Here is a 17,199-nt window from a genome sequence, read left to right on the forward strand (position 1 = left end):
CATGCCGCGGCCGCGACCGTCAACGGGTAGCCAAGCCCGTCCCCCCCGCATAGAATCGAAACGCACTGAACTCCGGCAGCGACATGACTTATTGCGTAGGCATCGAAGTGGACGAAGGCCTGGTCTTCGCCGCAGACACGCGCACCAACGCCTCGCTGGACGACGTCCGCGTGCATCGCAAGCTGCACGTGTTCGAATATCCGGGGCAGACGGTGTTCGCGCTGATGTCGGCGGGCAACCTGGCCACCACCCAGCTGGCGATCTCCAAGCTGCAGCGCGATGCGGACGATCCGGACGCGCCACGCAGCCTGCGCTCGTTCAAGCACCTGTTCGAGGTCGCCGAGTACGTCGGCGAGGTCCTGGTCTCCAGCCAGGTCAAGCTGTCCGACCAGTCCCAGCACAGCGGCGTCAGCGTGCAGTCCACGCTGATCCTGGGCGGGCAGATCGCCGGCGAGCGGCCCGGGCTGTACATGATCTACCCGCTGGGCAACGCCATCGCCACCTCGCCGGAGACGCCGTACCTGCAGATCGGCGAGTCCAAGTACGGCAAGCCGATCCTGGACCGCATCATCCGCCCGGAGATGCAGCTGGAGGACGCCGCGCGCACCGCGCTGGTGTCGCTGGACTCCACCATCCGCTCCAACCTGTCGGTCGGCATGCCGATCGACGTAGCCCTGATCCGCCGCAACGACCTGCGCGTGACCGAACGCCTGCGCCTGGAAGCGGACACCCCGCTGTACTCGGAAATCCACGACACCTGGTCGCGCAAGCTGGAGCACGCGGTGCGCACGCTGCCGCGCTTCCCGTGGGAGCCGGCGATGACCAGCGAGAGCGAAACCGACAACCGCGGCAACCTGCCGCCGCTGCCGCCGCGCCGCGTGCCGGCCCGACGCGACCCGGAAGACCAGTCGTCGCAGCAGTGAGTGAAGCCGGGACTCGGGACTCGGGACTGGGGACTCGGAAGGGCAACAGCAACAACGGCGTTGCCTTCCTTAGTTCAGACACGCCTGCAGTCGTCGTAGTCCCGCTTTTACGAGTCCCGAGTCCCCAGTCCCCAGTCCCGGCTCAACCACTCTCCAACGCATGCGCCACCGCGCGGAACACGCGCTGCATTTCCAGCGGCTTGCGCAGCACGTGCACGGCGATGTCGCGCGGGAAGTGGTCGCGCTGCATCGCCGTGCCGGCATCCTCGAGCACGATCGCCGGGCCGCGGTAGTCCAGGTCCTGCAAGGCCAGCAACAGGCTCACCGCCGACAGCAGGATGATGTCGCTGTCCACGATCAGCAGATCCGGCATGCCGTGTTCGCGCACGTCGCGCAGCGCCGCGGCGCCGTCGGAGGCCAGCTGCGGGCGGTAGCCCTGGCTGGACAAGGCATTGCCGAGCAGCGACAGGCGCGTGGCCTCGCCGTCGACCAGCAACACGCGCTGGCCCTTGCCCATCGGGATCGCCGGCTCCGGCTCGGCCGTGGGCGCGTGGCCGCGCAGCGGAATCAGCAGTTCGAAGCAGGTGCCCACGCCCGGGGTGCTGTCCACGCCGATGCTGCCGCCGTAACTCTCGACGATGCGCTTGCACGAGATCAGGCCCAGGCCGGTGCCATCGGGCTTGGTGGTGAAGAACGGGCTGAACAGCTGCGCCTGCGTGGCCGCGTCCATGCCCACGCCGGTGTCGCGGACCAGGATCCGCACCTGCTCGCTGCCGTCGGCGCCGAGCGCCGTCGCCGCCGAAATGCTCAGCGCGCCGCCGCCGGGCATCGCCTGGATCGCGTTCAGGCCGAGGTTGAGCAGGCACTGCTGCAGCTCGGTGTAGTTGGCCTCGATCGACAGCGCGGCATCGGCCACCTCCACCTGCAGGCTGACCCGCTCCGGCAGGCTGCTCTTGAGCAGCATCTGCACCGCCTGGAACAGGCCGGCGAGGGACACCCGCTCGCTGGGCGTGCGCGAACCGCGCACGAACGACAGCATCGATTCGGCCATCTCGTGGCCGCGCCGGCCGCACTCGGCGATGACCTCGGCCAGGTGCCGCAGCTGCGGGTCGTCGCTGCGTCCGATCATCAGCTCCGGCACGATCAGCAGCGGCTGCAGGATGTTGCGCAGGTCGTGGCTGAGACCGGCGGCGAGCAGCGCCAGGCTCTCCAGCCGCTGCGCGCGCATCAGTTCGCCCTCGACCCGCTGCCGCTCGCGCTCGGTGCGCGCCTCGCGGATCGCACGCACCACCGCCGACGGCAGCCGGGTCGGGTTGTGCTTGATGATGTAATCGTTGGCGCCGTCGCGCAGCGCCTCCACCGCGGTCTCCTCGCCGATCGTGCCGGAGACGAAGATGAAGGGCACCGAGCTGCTGTGCTCGCGCAGCACGCGCAGCGCCTGGTGGCCGGAGAACTCCGGCATGCTCAGGTCCGACAACACGATGTCCGGGGCGAACTCGCGCAGCGCCGCGCGCAGCGCGGACTCGCCTTCCACGCGGCGAAAGGTCGCCTCCAATCCGGCATCCAGCAGCTGGTCGGACAGCAGCTCGGCGTCCTCCGGCGAATCCTCGACCATCAGGATCCGCAGCGGCCCTAGATTGGTGCCGGTGGTGGGCATACGCGCTTACTCTTTGTCCGGCGCCTGGTTGATCAACGCCCAGAACGTGCCCAGCGTCTTCACCGCAGTGAAGAACTGGTCCACGTCCACCGGCTTGACCACGTAGGCATTGACGCCCAGATCCCAGCTGCGCGCCAGGTCGCTTTCCTCGCGCGAGGACGACAGGATCACCACCGGCAGGCGCTTGAGCGATTCGTCGGTGCGCACCAGCTTCAGCACTTCCAACCCGTCCATGCGCGGCATCTTGATGTCCAGCAGCAGCACCGCCGGCAGGCCTTCCTCGCGGTCGGCGTAGGCGCCGCGGCGCAGCAGGTAGTCCATCGCCTCCACGCCGTCTTCGACATGCACGATGGGATTGGCCAGGCGCGCATCGCGCAGCGCGTCGACCGCCATCTCGGCATCGGCGGGACTGTCTTCGGCAAGCAGGATGGTGCGGATGGCGGTCATGCGGTCAACTCGTTGGTAGGCGCTTCGGGCGCGGGGGGTAACACGAAATGGAAGGTCGCGCCCTGCTCCGGCGCCGCATCGGCCCAGATATGGCCGCCGTGGCGGGTCAGCACGCGGCGCACGCTGGCCAGGCCGATGCCGGTCCCGGTGTACTCGCTGGCCTTGTGCAGACGCTGGAACACACCGAACAGCTTAGCGGCATAGGCCATGTCGAAACCGGCGCCGTTGTCGCGCACGCTGAAGTGGTGGCTGCCGTCCGCTTGCAGCTGATAGCCGACCTCGATTACCGCGACCTCGCGCCTGGCGCTGTACTTGACCGCATTGCCGAGCAGGTTCAACCACAGCTGACGCATCATGTTCTCGTCGGCGACCAGGATCGGCAGCGGCGCGACGCTCCACTCGATGCGGTGGCCGCTGCCGGCATGATCGGACTGGTAGTTGGCGTCCAGCACCGAGCGCGTCTCCGCCACCAGCGACTGCATGTCCACCGCCTGCAGGCGCAGCGCGCTGCGGCCCAGCCGCGAATAGACCAGCAGGTCGTCGATCAGCGAGGCCATGCGCCGCGCCGAGGTGCCGATCACTTCCAGATAGTGACGGCTCTTCTCGTCGGCGGCGTCGCCGAGGTGGCGGGCCAGCTTGTCGGCGAAGCCGGCGACATGGCGCAGCGGCGCGCGCAGGTCGTGCGAGACCGAATAGCTGAAGGCCTCCAGCTCGCGATTGACCTCCGAGACCTGCTCCACCTTGCCCTCGAGCTGCCGGTTGAGCATCTGGATACGCTGCTGCGAGGCCTTCTGCAGGCTGATGCGCTGACCGTCATCAGCACCACTTGGTCCTCGCTGTCCGGCAGCGGCATGCGCCGCGCGTTCAGCAGCATGGTGCGGGCGACGCCATCGGCGCCGAGCTGTTCGTGCTCGAAATCCCACAGCTCGCGCCCGCGCAGCAGCACGTCGGCCAGGCGCTGGACGATGATGCCGTCCTGCCACACGCCGTCACCGACCTCGGCCAGCCTCTGCGTCGGACGCTCCGGGTCCAGCCCGTACAGTTCGTCGAACGCGGCGTTGTGCATCAGCATGCGCTGCTCGCTGTCGAGTAGCACGATCGGCTCGCGCACCGTCTGCAGCACCGCGGCGGCACGGGCATTGGCGCGCAACATGTGCCGTTCCGCGTCCAGGCGCCGGCCGATCTGCCGTTGCAGCAGCCAGATCACCAGGCCCAGCAGCAGCAACTGCACCGCCAGCGACACCCAACTGATCGCCGAGGTCAGCATCCTCCGCTGGTCGGCATCGGCGGTGCGCTCGGCCAGCAGCGCGTCCTCGCGCTTCTGCAGGTCGGCGACCAGGCCACGGATCGGATTGTCCGCGGTCATCTCCAGGATCAAGGCACGGATCCGTTCCGGGTCGCGGTTCTCGGCGATACGCGCGGCCAGCAGGCCACGGCGTTCCAGGGTGCTCTGCAGGCGACCGATGCGCACCTGCTGGTCGGCGTTGTCGCGGGTCAGCGCGACCAGGCGCGCGATGCCCGGGTCCATGGCGGCGCGCGACTCGTTGAAACGGGCGCGCAGGATCGGCGAGTCGACGTCGTGCGACATCGCCATCGCCGCCGATTCCATGTCGCGCATGTTCGCTTCCAGATTGCTCAGCGTCGCGGTGACCTCCTGGCTATGGCTGACCCAGTCGGCCGCACGCAAGGTGCTGTCGCTCATCTGCCGCAACAGTAACGACGGCAGGATCACGATCAACACGACAGCCAGCGCCAGCAGCGGCAAGCGCCAGCGGTCCCAGGCGTCATGTTTGGCGGTGATCTGCATACCTGGTTCTTGGAAGATTGAAGACGGCAGCGACCCCGGGGCGGCATTGTCGCCGATCCCCGCGAGCGCACGATGAACCATTCAGGCTTTGCGCAACTCCCCAGCGCGCACCGTGATTACGACTCTATCCTAATGCTCGGGAACAAAGAAACGGGCGACTGTGCGCCGCCCGTGGCCAGTACTGCCGATGCGATGCGATCAGGCGCGGTGCGGGCGCAGCTGCCGCGCGCGGACGGCCGCGCCCTGCGTCGCAGCGATCAGCGTCCACGACGACATCCCGGCGCGGACCAGCAGGAAATCGGCATGGCTGCGCAAGCGCGCACGCTCGGCGGGGTCCAGGTCTTCGTCCAGGCGCTGCATCAGCGTGGCGAAAGCCGCCCAGAAACCGGCATCGTCGTGGAACGTGGCCAGCAGCATGCCCAGCCTGGATTCGAGCTGGCGCATCGCCAGTGGCAAGCAGGACGGTCGCGGCGGTGCGCTTGTCGAGGAGAGCGTCGTGGTATCGGCCGCGTCGAGCGACGCGGCTGGCGTGGCCGCGTGGCTGGACGCGGCGGGAGAGTAAGCATCCAACATGGCAATTCGCCTGGTAGCCAACGTAGCTTGATGATGGCTGAACATGCGTCAATGCAATGCAATGCGAAGCGCGGCGCTACGCTGCGTGATGCGCCCGGCATGCGAGTGTGTCGCCCAAAAAAAACGCACTCCGAAGAGTGCGTCGTAGCTGCAGCGGCGGGGCGCGCCTCGTCGCGCGCCCCGCCGCCGTCACCGATCGGCGTGGCTCAGTGCTTGGCCGCGCCAGCCACTTTCAGGCCAGTCGAATCGACCTTCTTGACTCCGTCGATCATCTTCGCGATCGATACGGCCTTGTCGCGCTGCGTCTTGTTCTCGACCGCACCGGACAGCTTGACCGTACCATTGAGCGTCTCGACCTTGATGTCGGTACCGGAGACATCCTTGGTCGCAAGCAGATCGGCCTTCACCTTGGTGGTGATCCAGGTGTCGGTGACCGGCTCCTTGGATTCGTGCTTCATGCCGTCGCTATGGGCCATGCCGGCATGGTCCTTGTCGGCGGTGGTCGGCGGATCGACGGCGAGCGCCTGGCCGGCGGCCAGGGTCAGACCGAAGGCGAGTGCGCTGCCGAGCAACGTGCGTGACGTGATCTTGTTCATGATGTCATCCTCCCTTGAAGGTGTGTGGCAGAGTGTCCGCGCGGCGGCGTACAAACGACGTGACCGACAAATCGCGGCAGCGTGAAAGGCGTGCACGCCGGGTGACGGGGGTTGCCGGGATACTGGCCTTCCATTCGCAGCGGTTCCGATGCCATGCCCCAGCCCTTCAATCTCGCCCTGCTCGGCTACGGTTTCGTCGGCCGCGTGTTCCATGCGCCGCTGATCGCGCACACGCCGGGCCTGCGCCTGCACACCATCGTGTCCAGCCGCCACGACGAAGCCGCCGCGGCCTATTCGCAGGCGCGCATCGTCGCCGACCCGCAGCAGGCCTTCGCCGATGCGCAAGTCGATGCGGTGGTGGTGGCCACACCGAACCAGACCCATGCGCCGCTGGCGCTGGCGGCGCTGGCGCAGGGCAAGCACGTGCTGGTGGACAAGCCGTTCACCCTGGACGTGGAGGAGGCGCAGCAGGTGCTGGCGCAGGCGCAGCGTGCCGGGCGCATCGTCAGCGTGTTCCAGAACCGGCGCTGGGACGGCGACTTCCTGACCCTGCGCGCGCTGCTCGACGCGAACCGGCTGGGCGCGATCGCCGAATTCCACTCGCACTTCGATCGCCACCGCCCGCAGGTCGGCGACCGCTGGCGCGAGCATGCGCTGCCCGGCTCCGGACTGTGGTTCGACCTGGGGCCGCACCTGCTCGACCAGGCCTTGCAGTTGTTCGGCCCGCCCGAGGCGATCCAGGTCGATCTGGCGCAGCAGCGCGATGGCGCGCAGGCGACCGATTACTTCCATGCGGTGCTGCGCTATCCGCGGCTGCGTGCGGTGCTGCATGCCGGCTCGCTGGTCGCGGCGAACGGGCTGCGCTTCGCCGTGCATGGCGAACGCGGCAGCTACATCAAGCAGGGGCTGGACACGCAGGAGGCGCAGTTGCGCGCCGGCCTCACCCCGGCCGCGCCGCAGTGGGGCGAGGATCCGCTTGCCGGCGAATTGACCCTGGTCGGCGCCGACGGCAGTGCCGCCACGCAGGCGTTGCCCACGCAGCGCGGCGACTATCGGCACTGCTATGCCGGCTTTCGCGAGGCGATGGCCGCCCGCGCGCCCGCGCCGGTGGATGCGGCGCAGGCGCTGACGGTGATGCGCTTGCTGGAACTGGGTCAGCGCAGCGCCGCCGAAGGCCGCACGCTGGCGCTGGACTGAACCGCCGCGCCGCTTATACGGCCGCGCTCCCGGACGGCGGCACGGCCGGGGTCTCGTGCTTGATCGCATGCCCGCCGAACTGATTGCGCATCGCCGACAACAGCTTGTCGGTGAACGAATCGTCGTCGCGCGAGCGCAACCGCTCCAGCAGCGACAAGGTGATCACCGGCGCGGGCACGTTGAGGTCGATCGCTTCGGCCACGGTCCAGCGGCCTTCGCCGGAATCCTCCACGTACGGCGCGATGCCGGCCAGGCTGGGATTGCTGCCCAACGCATCGGAGCACAGGTCCAGCAGCCACGAGCGCACCACGCTGCCCTGGCGCCAGACCTCGGCGACCTGGTGCAGATCCAGCTCGAACTCCTGCTTGCGCGCCATCAGCGCGAAGCCTTCGGCATAGGCCTGCATCATTCCGTATTCGATGCCGTTGTGGACCATCTTGGTGAAGTGGCCGGCGCCGCTGGGACCGACCCGGCCCCAGCCGGCATCGACTGCCGGCGCCAGGGTCGCGAACACCGGGTCGAGCCGGCTCACCGCCGCGGCGTCGCCGCCGATCATCAGGCTATACCCTTCCTGCAGGCCCCACACGCCGCCGCTGGTGCCGCAATCGACGTAGGCAATGCCGTGCGCGGCCAGTTCGCCAGCGCGGCGCATGGAATCCTTGTAGTAGGAATTGCCGCCGTCCACGACCACGTCGCCTTCGCCCAACAGCGGCAGCAGCACTGCCAGGGTGTCGTCGACGATCTTGCCGGCCGGCACCATCAGCCATACCGCGCGCGGCGCCGGCAGCGCCGCGACCAGCGCCGCCATCGCGTCCACCGTCTCCACCCCGCGCTGCTGCGCCGCGCTGCGCGCCGCCTCGCCCAGGTCGAAACCGACCACGCGATGGCCGCCACGCACCAGCCGCTCGGCCATGTTCGCGCCCATCCGGCCCAAGCCTACAAGTCCCAGTTCCATGCGTCTGTCCTAGCTCGAAGTGAGGACGGTTAGGGTCGCACGAAGCGTCCCGCCGCGGCTGACGCGCAGCTAAGGCGATCGCGCCTGCGCCGCCTGCGCGCAATCGCGCAATTGCTGGTCGCGCCAACGGCGGTACAGCGTGGTATGCAGGTTGTGCAGGGTCAGCTCGATCGCGAACGGGGTGCGCGGATTGCGGTCCAGCAGGCGCGCGACGTGGTAGCCGATCGGCTTGCTGCCCATCGGGTGCACGTACACCTCGAAGCCGCGGTAGAAAGGATCGTCGAGCAGCGCATCGAGTTGCGCCAGGACACTGCGTTGCGCCGGCGACAGCGTCGCGCGCAGCGCCGGGTCGCGCTCGAACAACAGTTTCTCGAAGCGCTTGCGGCCTGGTCCGCGCAGCGCCTGCGCCAGTTCCCAGATGCGTCGGTTGCTGGCGTCGTAGTAGGCGAAGCCGCCATGCCGGCGCAACGCCGCCGCCGCCTCGGCGCCGACCGCCACCACCACGAAGTTCTCCGCCTGGTTGTTGATGTCGTCCAGGTAGCGGCGTGCGAACACATGGGCGATGAAGCCGGGCGCGCCGAGGAAGGCGGCGCCGCCCCGTTGCGCGGTCTTGACCGCCTTGCCGTCGGCGAAGAACGCGCCGGCATGCGCGCCGAGCAGGATGCTGTCGGTGTCGTGCAGGCTCAGGAAGGTGCCGATCGACAGTTCCCCGGCGCTGAACGCGCGATCGAAGCCGGCATCGCCGTACAGCTCGCGCTGCGTGGCCAGCTGCGCGATCTGCCGGCCGACGCCGCACTCCGAGCGTACCTGGCCGCTGTAGAACGCCTCGATCGCGCGCGCATTGCCCTGCGCCGGACGATAGCCGCGGCCGAAGCTGCGGAAGCGCTGCCTGCCCTGCCGGCGCGCGCCGCCCGCGCCGAATCCGATCCAGCCCAGCTGCAGCGCGCTGAAGCGGTAGCCGGGGTTGCCTTGCAGATGCGTCACCGCACGCTGGGTGGCCGCGCCGAGCAGCAGGAAATAGCCGCATTGCGTGGCCGGCGCCTGCAACAGCGCGCGCAGTGCCTCGCGTCGTTGGATCTCGCTCCACTGCGCCGGCAACGCCGCCTGCAGGTCGCCGTGCGCCTGTGCGTCGGCCAGCGAACTGCGTGCGCAGGGCGTGCCCGGCAGCAACCGCGGCTGCGCGGCAGGCGTGCTGTCGATGCGCCAGCCGAGCTGACGCAGCAGTGCGGCGAGACAGTCGGCGCTGGCCTGGTCGGCCGGTTCCGGCGCCTCGGCAAACGCGCCGCCACTGGCCAGTGCCAGCGCCAGCAGCAGGCGCGCGGCGAAACCGGATCGGCGTGGCACGCGCTGGTTCGGGATCGAGAGGGTCATGGCGCGAGCATGGCAGATGCGGAACAGGACAACGGCAGAATGCGTGGCCGCGCTGCGGGACGCACACGCGGGTACGCAGCGTGACGCGTGCGCGGTGCACGCGCCGCGAAACCGTGCGCCTTGGCCACGCGCATGGCGCGCATCGGTACGCGTATTCACTCCACTGCAATGCCAGCCAACCCTACACTGCCGCTCCCCGCTCGCGGAACCAGCGTCATGCATGTGCTCGTCACCGGCGGCACCGGCTTCATCGGCCGCGCCCTCTGCCCCGCCCTGCTTCAGGCCGGCCACCAGGTCAGCGTGCTCACGCGCGACGCCGCACGCGCGGCGCGCACCCTGCCCGGCGTGCAGGCGCTGGACACCCTGCAGGAGGCGGCACCGGCGCAGGCGGTGATCAATCTCGCCGGCGAACCGCTCGGCGAAGGCCGCTGGAACGAAACCCGCAAGCGCCGCTTCCGGACCTCGCGCATCGGCACCACCCGCACGCTGCTCGACTGGATCGCGCAACTGGACCCGGTGCAACGTCCCGCCTGCCTGCTCTCCGGCTCGGCGATCGGCTACTACGGCGACCGCGGCAACGACCTGCTCGACGAGCGCAGCGCAGCCGGCGCGGATTTTTCCGCGCAGCTATGCCGCGACTGGGAAACCGAGGCGCTGCAGGCGCAGGCGCTGGGCCTGCGGACCAGCCTGGTGCGGACCGGGGTGGTGCTCGGCGGCGACGGCGGCGCGCTGGCGCGGATGCTGCCGCCGTTCCGGCTCGGCCTGGGCGGGCGCATGGGCGATGGCCGGCAATGGATGAGCTGGATCCATCGCGACGACCACGTCGGCCTGTTGCTGTGGCTGCTGCAGCACGGCGGCGACGGCGCCTACAACGCCACCGCACCGACGCCGGTGACCAATGCCGATTTCGCGCAGCAGCTGGGCCAGGCGGTGCACCGGCCGGCGTTGCTGCCGGCGCCGGCCGCGGCGCTGCGCCTGGCCTTTGGCGAGATGGCCGACCTGTTGCTCGGCAGCCAGCGGGTATTGCCGACGCGGGCGCAGCAGGAAGGCTATGTGTTTCGTTATCCGGAGCTGGGGCCGGCGCTGCGTGCCATTGTCGGCTAAGGCCAGAACGCGACAGGCTGCCGATGCCTGCCTCTGTAGGAGCGGCTTCAGCCGTGACCGGATGTTACCGGTAACGCCCGGTCGCGGCTGAAGCCGCTCCTACAGAAGGCCTGGCAAGCGCAGGTGAGCCGCGCGGCATCATCGCGGTGAACCACACACACGCTCGCACGCCGCCGCGACGCAAAACGCCCCGGCGGATGTTGTCCGCCGGGGCGTTTTGTTTACTTCGGGGCGCCGCGATGGCCGATCGCGGCATCGCCTCAGTAGCGCCTGCAGACGGTCTCGACGCGACGGTTGCCGTTGGCCTGCTGGCGCTGCCCCTGAATGTAGCGCCCGGTGGCGCCACCGGCGACCGCGCCGCCGACCGTTGCCAGCTTCTTGCCGTCGCCCTTGCCCACCTGGTTGCCGAGCAGGCCGCCGATCGCTGCGCCGGCCAAGGTGCCGCCGATGCGGTCGGGGTCGGTGCTGTTCTTCCGCACCGCAACCTTCTTGCAGTGCACGCGGGTGCCGTCGTTGAAGCGACGTCCGGCGTCTTCCGGCCCGTAATGGCGCTGCGCCTGCGCCAGCGGCGCAGCAGCAGTGGCGATCGCGAGGACGGCGAGACACAAGGCGGATTTGAAAGTGTTCATGCTGGTGGCTCCTGGGTGGCGGAGCCGATGCCTGTTGCAAGCATCGCACTCCCGACGGCGCCACCTTTGCACCGCGATTGGGAATGAATCGTGAAGCGAAATCCCTCTATTCAGTTTTCACAGCGGCGGATGAACGCATCCTTCAGCGCGGCGTGGTGCTGTCGCTGACCGCAGCTGCGGCGGCAGGCGCTGGCGCGACTTCCGCCACCGGCGTCGGCACTGCTGCCGGTGCCGGTGCCGGTGCCGGTGCCGGTGTCGGTGCCGGTGTCGGCGCTGGCGCCGGTACCGCAGCGGCCGGCTCGGGCTTGGCCGCTGCAGCCGGCGACGGCTCGGGGGGCGCGGCCGGTTTGGCCTTGGGCAGGTACTGCGCCATGAGTTCGAAGAAGCGCTTGTAGAAATCGCCGTCCTGCACCGTGCTGCTGGCCACGCGCACCAGCGAGTCGTCGCTGCTGCCGACCGGCAGCGACACCGAGCCGAGCACGCCGACGCCGACGCTGGCCGAGGTCGCGCTCTTCTTCAGCGCATAACGGTCCTGCAGCGCGCTGACGAACACCCAGGATTCGTCCTGGCCATGCGCCACGCACGACACGCGCAGTTCCAGCTGCTCGTGCGAATCCTGGTTGGGCTGGAAGTTCTTGGTGCCCTCGACCGCATCGGCGGTGGCCTTGGCCACCACGTAGCCCTGGCTCAGCAGCGCGCGCCGCGCCGATTCGCAGGCCTGGCCCGGCTGTACCGGATAGCTGCGCGAATAGGTGTTGTCGGAATTGAAGGTTTCCTTCACCAGGTTGTCCTGTTTGCGGGCGAAGCAACCGCTCAGGCCGATCGCGACCAGCATGAGCGCGGGAAAGGCGAGGACGTTGGAAGAAGCGGACATGGCCATGAACCGGAAGGAAGGAACCGGCCAAGGATAGCCGCAAGCGTGTCGAGACGGCCTTGATGCCGCCGCCAGCGCTCATCCCGCGGTTAGCGAGCGCTGCCGGCTGCAGCGACAGGTCCAGCCGCAGCAGGCCGCTGCGGTAGCCGTCGCAAAGCCGCGAGAACTCACGGAAGATCACCGTGCCCGCACTGCATTGGCGTGCCCAGCGCAGATAGCCGGCGCCGCCGTCGGCAGCGGCAGGCACCCGCCATCCAGGTGCGGCATGCCGCGCAGTGCGGCGAACAGCGGCGAGGCACCGCTCAGCAGCGGCGCGCACTCGATGTCGGCATCCCTGCCGACACCTACAGACGCGCCGCGTTCGCGCGCTCGCGCACCTGCGCCAGGCTCCAGTCGTGCAGCAGACGGCCGTTTTCCCACACCGTGACCATCGCGTCGTCGTAGCCGGCGGGCAGCGCCAGTGCGTCCAGCGATGCGGCCGTGGCCGGCACCGGTTCGGTGCGGTAGCCGCCGTACTCGCGGTGGCGCAACAGGCTCATGCGGCCGCGCTTGCTGAGCTTGCCCTTGTCGGTGACCGGGTCCTTGTAGACGTCGATCCAGGTGCCGTCCACGCGCGCGGCCGAACACTTCAGCGCGAACTTCTGGGTGTCGCGGTCCAGCCGCTGCAACAGCGCGCCGCCCATGCCGAAGGCGACGTTGTCGGTGGCGTAGCCGGCGCTGGTGACGCGTTCAAGGATCGCGCGAATGCTGGTCGGGTTGACCCCGTCGCCCTGGATCACGCGCACGTGGTTGAGCACCTTGTAGCCCTTGCCGTTGAGGCTGTGGCCGAAGGCCTCGTCGAGCAGTTCCAGGCACTGGTGCACCACCGCCACCGGGTCGCCGGAATCGGGGCGGATCACCACGGTGGCGCCGGAGGCGATCACTTCTTCGCGCAGCGTGGTCCCCCAGTGTTCGCGGATCGCGTGGAAGATGTCGTAGCTGTCGGACACCACCGCGACGATGCCGCCGGGCTTGCCGAACTGCCGGAGCATGTTGCGGTACGCGTCCACTTCGCGCGCGCGGCCCCAACTGGTGATGGTGCTGTGCTCGGCGGCGGGGATCGAGTAGCCGGCCATCGGCTCGTGGTAGTGCGCGCGCGCCAGCAGCAGTCCGGACACGGTATCGGTGCCGAGAAAATTGACCAGGTGCGCAGCGCCGCCGATCGCCGCCGACTCCAGGCTGGACACGCCGCGCGCGCCGAAGTCGTGCAGCTTGAACGGCAACTGCCCTTCCGGGTCGTCGCTGGTGCGTTCCAGGAACTGGCGCAGAGTCTGCTTGGCGTGCCAGCTGACCGTGGCCACGGTGACCGGATACCAGATGCGCAGCAGCAGCGTTTCCAGGTACGACGGCACCCAGTAGGCCTGCGCGTCGGTGGACTCGATGGTCATCAGCGCGTTGTGGGTCGGCACCACGCTGCCCTCGGGCACGGCGCGGATGCGGATCGGCAACTGCCCGCCGAGGCGATCGACGATGTCGCGCCAACCGGCCTCGTTGAACGGCTCGCCGTGCGCGGCGAACAGGTCGCGCGCCTCGTCGATGTCGGCATGGGTGACGGCGCGGCCCAGCGCCTCCTTGAGGATCGATTGCAGGCCGAAGAACACGGTGCGGTCGTAAACGCCGCCGCGCGATTCGACGTAGAAGAACGTGGCATCGGTGCCGGCCGGATATTGCAGCCAGTGGCTGGCCTTGTAGCTGTCGGTGTTGAGCAGCAGGTTGTTCAGGCATTGCATGACGGGAAGCTCCTTCGCGTCGGGGAAAGCCAGCGGTCTGTCCGCCGGCCGGGGCAGGCTGCGGTCAACCGCGGCCCAGGAAGAATTCGAGCAGGTGCAGGTGGTCTTCGAACAGTTTCGGGCCCATGCCGAGCACTTCGCTGACCGGGATCCAGCGCGCCTTGTCGGCATCGTCGCCGCCGCGCACCTCGGGCAGTTCGCCGAAGGTGAATTCGAAGTGGAACGCGTGGGTGATGGTGCGTCCGCGCAGGCTGCGCTCGGGGTGGTCGAACACGTGGCGGTTCTTCAGCGAGCCCTTCAGCACCGGCACCGGAATCTTCAGCCGGGTTTCCTCGCGCAGTTCGCGCAGGCAGGCATCGAAGATGCTCTCGTGCTGGCCGACGAAGCCGCCCGGCAGCGCCCACAGCCCCTTGCCCGGCGCGGCGCGGCGCCGCACCAGCAGCACGTGGCCCGAATGCACCACCACCGCATCGGCGGTGACGAAGGTCGGCGGATACGGCGCCTCCTTCCAGGCCGCGCGGTATTGTTCGATGAACTGGTATTCGGCCAGCAGTTCCGCGTACGACGGCGAGTTCTTGCGGAACGCCTCGAGCATGTCGAACACCGGCGCCGGCACGTTGCCGCGCAGCATCAGCAGCGCGCCGTGGAAGTCGATGCTGCCGGCCTCGAACAGGTAGCGGCGCAGTTCGGTCGCCGACAGGGTTTCGGTGTGCTGCACATCGACCAGCGGCCACTGCGGGAACTCGCGCAGGTAATAGCTGCTGGCATCCTTGTCCATGCCGACCAGGCCGATGCGCGCCTCGGCGGCGCCGCCATCGGCGCGCACCGCCCCGGCCACCGCCGACTGCACCGCGGCGATCCATTGGCTCTCGTTGTACAGGTGGTCGCGCAGCGGGCGCAGGATCAAGCGCTCGCCCGCGCCCTCGAGCGCGGCCTGGATCATGACGCTGCGTTCGGCCACCGTCCACGGATTGCGGATGGTGCGCGGGGTCTCGGCCGAGCCGATCAGGAAGATGAGTTTCTGCGCACGCGCCAGGGCGTGACGGGCAACGGCGGCGTGACCGTTGTGGAAGGGCTCGAAGCGCCCGATGAACACCAGATAGTCGTAGTCCATGAGCATCCCTCACGGTGATTGGAATCGCCGCGGGTCTGTCCCTTGGCGTGGCGCAAATGCTACGCCGATGGGCGAAGGCGTCAAGTGCCGTGCGCGGCGGTCCGATAACGCGCGCGGCGTCTGCCGCGCCGATGCCCCGATGCACGGCGGGCGGTTTCCGCCGCGCGCGGCGTGCGCCAATGCACGCGTCGCGGCGTTGCGTGCGCGCCGCAGTCGGCGACTGGCTGGCGGTCACATCGGCATGCCAGCATTGGCGCGATCCCTCGCCACCAGACCTGTCGCCATGTCCAAATTGCTGTTCTCCCCGCGTTCGCTTTGGTTGCTGCTGTTGCTCGCTCTGGGCGCCGTGCTCGCCTCGGCGCAGGCGCGCCCCCCCGGCGCACAACACACCGGCCACGCTCAAGGTGATGAGCTTCAACGTGCGCGTGCCGGTCGATAGCGACGGCGACAAGCGCTGGGAGATCCGCCGCAGCGCGATGGCGGCGCTGATCCGCGCGCAGCATCCGGATGTGTTCGGCACCCAGGAGTTGGTCAAGCGGCAGGCCGATTACCTGGCCGCGCAACTGCCCGACTACCGCTGGTTCGGGCGCAGCCGCGACGGCAGCGAGGACGGCGAGCGCATGGGCGTGTTCTACGACAGCCGCCGGCTGAAACTGCTGGATTCGGGCGATTTCTGGCTGTCGGACACGCCGGCGGTGGTGGGCAGCATCAGTTGGGGCCACCCGCTGCCGCGGATGGTGAACTGGGGACTGTTCGAGCGCATCGCCGACGGGCGCCGCTTCTATCTGTTCGACACCCATCTGCCGTATCGCGACGAGGACGAGGCCGCGCGCGCCAAGGGCGCCGCGCTGCTCCTTTCGCGCCTGCAGGCCTTGCCGGCCGACGTGCCGGTGGTCGTCACCGGCGACTTCAACACGGCGCCGGATTCGCCCACCTACCTCACGCTGGTTCCTGCGCTGGCCGACGCGCGCAAGCAGGCGCCGCACGCGCTGGGACCGGAAGCGACCTTCCACGATTTCACCGGCCATCCCGACCGGCGCATCGACTGGATCCTGTCGCGCGGACTGCGCGCCACCCATTTCGCCACGCTCGATGCGCGGCCGCAGGGACATTGGCCGTCGGACCACTTCCCGGTGGCAGCCGAGTTCGCCTGGCCACAGTGAGGTCCATCGCTTGCGCGCGGCGTGTCATCCCGCACGGGTGGCCGCTGCGCCGTCGGCATGCGCGCACAACCAGTCCAGCACCTGACGCACTGCCGGCGCCGGGCCGGTGCGGGCCGCCACACGATCGACAACCGCCGCGCCGCCCACGGCTCCTGCAACGGCACCGCGACCAGCTGTTCGCGCACGCTGACCCGGGCCAGCGCGGCCTGCGGCAGGAGCGCCACGCCGGCGCCGCGCGCCAGCATCCGCCACAGCGGCTCGATGCCGTGCACGTGGGCGCGGATGCGCAGCTGGCCGCCGGCGCGCGCGGCCTGCATGCGCAGGTGCCGCTGCACCGGCGCCACCGGTGTGTTCGTGCTGCCGGCCCTGCCCTATCTGGTCGCGCTCGGCCTGCCGCGGGAGACGTTGATGCGCGCGCTGGGCTACTGCTTCTTCACCGCCACGCTGGCGCTCGCCACTGCGCTGGCCTGGCACGGCGCGTTTGCGCGTGGCGCGCTCGGCCCGTCGCTGCTGGCGCTGCTGCCGACCGCAATCGGCATGTGGCTCGGTGCCCGCTTGCGCCAGCGCATTTCCGCCGAAGCATTCCGCCGGGTGTTCTTCCTGACCTTGCTGGCGTTGGGCATGCATCAGCTGTGGCAGGCGCTGGGCTAGCGCGGCGTTCGACCCAGCTGATCCGCACTTGTAAGAGCAACTGTCTTCAGCCGCGACGAGCGGAGTGGCGCGTGTTCCGAACCGGCATGCAGTCGGGACTGAAGTCCCTCCCACAAGAGGCCTCGCAGTTCCGCGGCGCCGGTGAAATCCTTGTGGGAGCGACTTCAGTCGCACGAGCGCAGCGGCGGGCCTGCCGGCTTCGGAAGTCGTCGCGGCTGAAGCCGCCTACAGTGCACTCAGCAGGCGATCCGCAAGCCATGTAGGAGCGGCTTCAGCCGCGACCGAGTCTATGGCGCGGCTGAAGCTCCTACAAGGCGCCTGTCGGGCCGCCTGATGGCCCGAGGCAACCTGAGGCTATCCTGCAGTGCG

The 17,199-nt window shown here is 69.2% G+C and carries 14 protein-coding genes and 3 pseudogenes; 5 read left to right on the forward strand and 12 right to left on the reverse strand.

Annotated features, from left to right (window positions below; all coding sequences use genetic code 11):
* Positions 1–83: 83 nt before the first annotated feature.
* On the forward strand, positions 84–923 hold the full coding sequence (locus KHF85_RS16020; protein WP_284567423.1) for a 20S proteasome subunit A/B: 840 nt from the start codon (positions 84–86) through the stop codon (positions 921–923).
* A gap of 142 nt (positions 924–1,065) precedes the next feature.
* On the opposite strand, the gene KHF85_RS16025 is transcribed toward KHF85_RS16020, so the two are convergent.
* From KHF85_RS16025 to KHF85_RS16045, 5 genes and pseudogenes are all read right to left on the reverse strand, one after another.
* Positions 1,066–2,580, reverse strand: a complete 1,515-nt coding sequence (locus KHF85_RS16025) for an ATP-binding response regulator (protein WP_064538637.1) — start codon at positions 2,578–2,580, stop codon at positions 1,066–1,068.
* Positions 2,581–2,586: 6 nt separating this feature from the next.
* Positions 2,587–3,027: a response regulator gene (locus tag KHF85_RS16030; RefSeq protein ID WP_003465455.1), complete on the reverse strand. Its 441-nt coding sequence runs from the start codon at positions 3,025–3,027 to the stop codon at positions 2,587–2,589.
* A pseudogene (locus KHF85_RS16035) lies at positions 3,024–4,834 on the reverse strand (sensor histidine kinase). The gene KHF85_RS16030 and the pseudogene KHF85_RS16035 overlap by 4 nt, the downstream one beginning before the upstream one ends.
* A gap of 198 nt (positions 4,835–5,032) precedes the next feature.
* Positions 5,033–5,278, reverse strand: coding sequence for a hypothetical protein (locus KHF85_RS16040; protein ID WP_284567424.1), 246 nt, complete (start codon positions 5,276–5,278; stop codon positions 5,033–5,035).
* Positions 5,279–5,613: 335 nt separating this feature from the next.
* Positions 5,614–6,006, reverse strand: coding sequence for a BON domain-containing protein (locus KHF85_RS16045; protein ID WP_284569578.1), 393 nt, complete (start codon positions 6,004–6,006; stop codon positions 5,614–5,616).
* A 150-nt stretch (positions 6,007–6,156) separates the two neighbouring features.
* Here KHF85_RS16045 and KHF85_RS16050 point away from each other — a divergent pair, with 150 nt between their 5' ends.
* Positions 6,157–7,200 (forward strand): oxidoreductase, encoded by a 1,044-nt coding sequence (locus tag KHF85_RS16050; protein ID WP_284567425.1) that lies wholly within the window; start codon positions 6,157–6,159, stop codon positions 7,198–7,200.
* A 13-nt stretch (positions 7,201–7,213) separates the two neighbouring features.
* Here KHF85_RS16050 and gnd read toward each other — a convergent pair whose 3' ends face one another.
* Together gnd and KHF85_RS16060 are read right to left on the reverse strand one after the other, a co-directional pair.
* Positions 7,214–8,155, reverse strand: a complete 942-nt coding sequence (gene gnd / locus KHF85_RS16055; RefSeq protein ID WP_284567426.1) for a phosphogluconate dehydrogenase (NAD(+)-dependent, decarboxylating) — start codon at positions 8,153–8,155, stop codon at positions 7,214–7,216.
* Positions 8,156–8,224: 69 nt separating this feature from the next.
* Positions 8,225–9,526 (reverse strand): hypothetical protein, encoded by a 1,302-nt coding sequence (locus KHF85_RS16060; protein WP_284567427.1) that lies wholly within the window; start codon positions 9,524–9,526, stop codon positions 8,225–8,227.
* Between the two features lie 216 nt (positions 9,527–9,742).
* Between KHF85_RS16060 and KHF85_RS16065 the strand changes: the two genes are divergently transcribed.
* On the forward strand, positions 9,743–10,630 hold the full coding sequence (locus KHF85_RS16065) for a TIGR01777 family oxidoreductase (protein ID WP_284567428.1): 888 nt from the start codon (positions 9,743–9,745) through the stop codon (positions 10,628–10,630).
* Positions 10,631–10,890: 260 nt separating this feature from the next.
* Here KHF85_RS16065 and KHF85_RS16070 read toward each other — a convergent pair whose 3' ends face one another.
* The 4 genes from KHF85_RS16070 to KHF85_RS16085 form a co-directional block, all read right to left on the reverse strand.
* Entirely contained in the window at positions 10,891–11,259 is a 369-nt protein-coding gene (locus tag KHF85_RS16070; RefSeq protein ID WP_064538630.1) for a glycine zipper 2TM domain-containing protein, read from the reverse strand.
* A gap of 142 nt (positions 11,260–11,401) precedes the next feature.
* A complete protein-coding gene (locus KHF85_RS16075) occupies positions 11,402–12,133 on the reverse strand; it encodes a DUF2242 domain-containing protein (RefSeq protein WP_284567429.1) in 732 nt (243 codons plus the stop codon).
* Between the two features lie 344 nt (positions 12,134–12,477).
* Positions 12,478–13,902, reverse strand: coding sequence for a nicotinate phosphoribosyltransferase (locus tag KHF85_RS16080; protein WP_284567430.1), 1,425 nt, complete (start codon positions 13,900–13,902; stop codon positions 12,478–12,480).
* A gap of 64 nt (positions 13,903–13,966) precedes the next feature.
* Positions 13,967–15,022, reverse strand: coding sequence for a bifunctional nicotinamide-nucleotide adenylyltransferase/Nudix hydroxylase (locus tag KHF85_RS16085; RefSeq protein ID WP_284567431.1), 1,056 nt, complete (start codon positions 15,020–15,022; stop codon positions 13,967–13,969).
* Between the two features lie 269 nt (positions 15,023–15,291).
* Between KHF85_RS16085 and KHF85_RS16090 the strand changes: the two genes are divergently transcribed.
* Positions 15,292–16,179 carry an endonuclease/exonuclease/phosphatase family protein gene (locus KHF85_RS16090; RefSeq protein ID WP_409976714.1) on the forward strand — a complete coding sequence of 296 codons (888 nt, stop codon included), beginning with the start codon at positions 15,292–15,294 and terminating at the stop codon, positions 16,177–16,179.
* Positions 16,180–16,334: 155 nt separating this feature from the next.
* Here the strand turns inward: KHF85_RS16090 and KHF85_RS20735 are convergent.
* Positions 16,335–16,496: pseudogene (locus KHF85_RS20735) on the reverse strand (LysR substrate-binding domain-containing protein); the annotation flags it as partial.
* A 19-nt stretch (positions 16,497–16,515) separates the two neighbouring features.
* Between KHF85_RS20735 and KHF85_RS16100 the strand changes: the two are divergent.
* Positions 16,516–16,830: pseudogene (locus tag KHF85_RS16100) on the forward strand (TSUP family transporter); the annotation flags it as partial.
* Positions 16,831–17,199 lie beyond the last annotated feature (369 nt).

It is taken from the genome of Xanthomonas graminis pv. graminis, assembly GCF_030168915.1.
GTDB classification, from domain to species: Bacteria; Pseudomonadota; Gammaproteobacteria; order Xanthomonadales; family Xanthomonadaceae; genus Xanthomonas_A; species Xanthomonas_A translucens.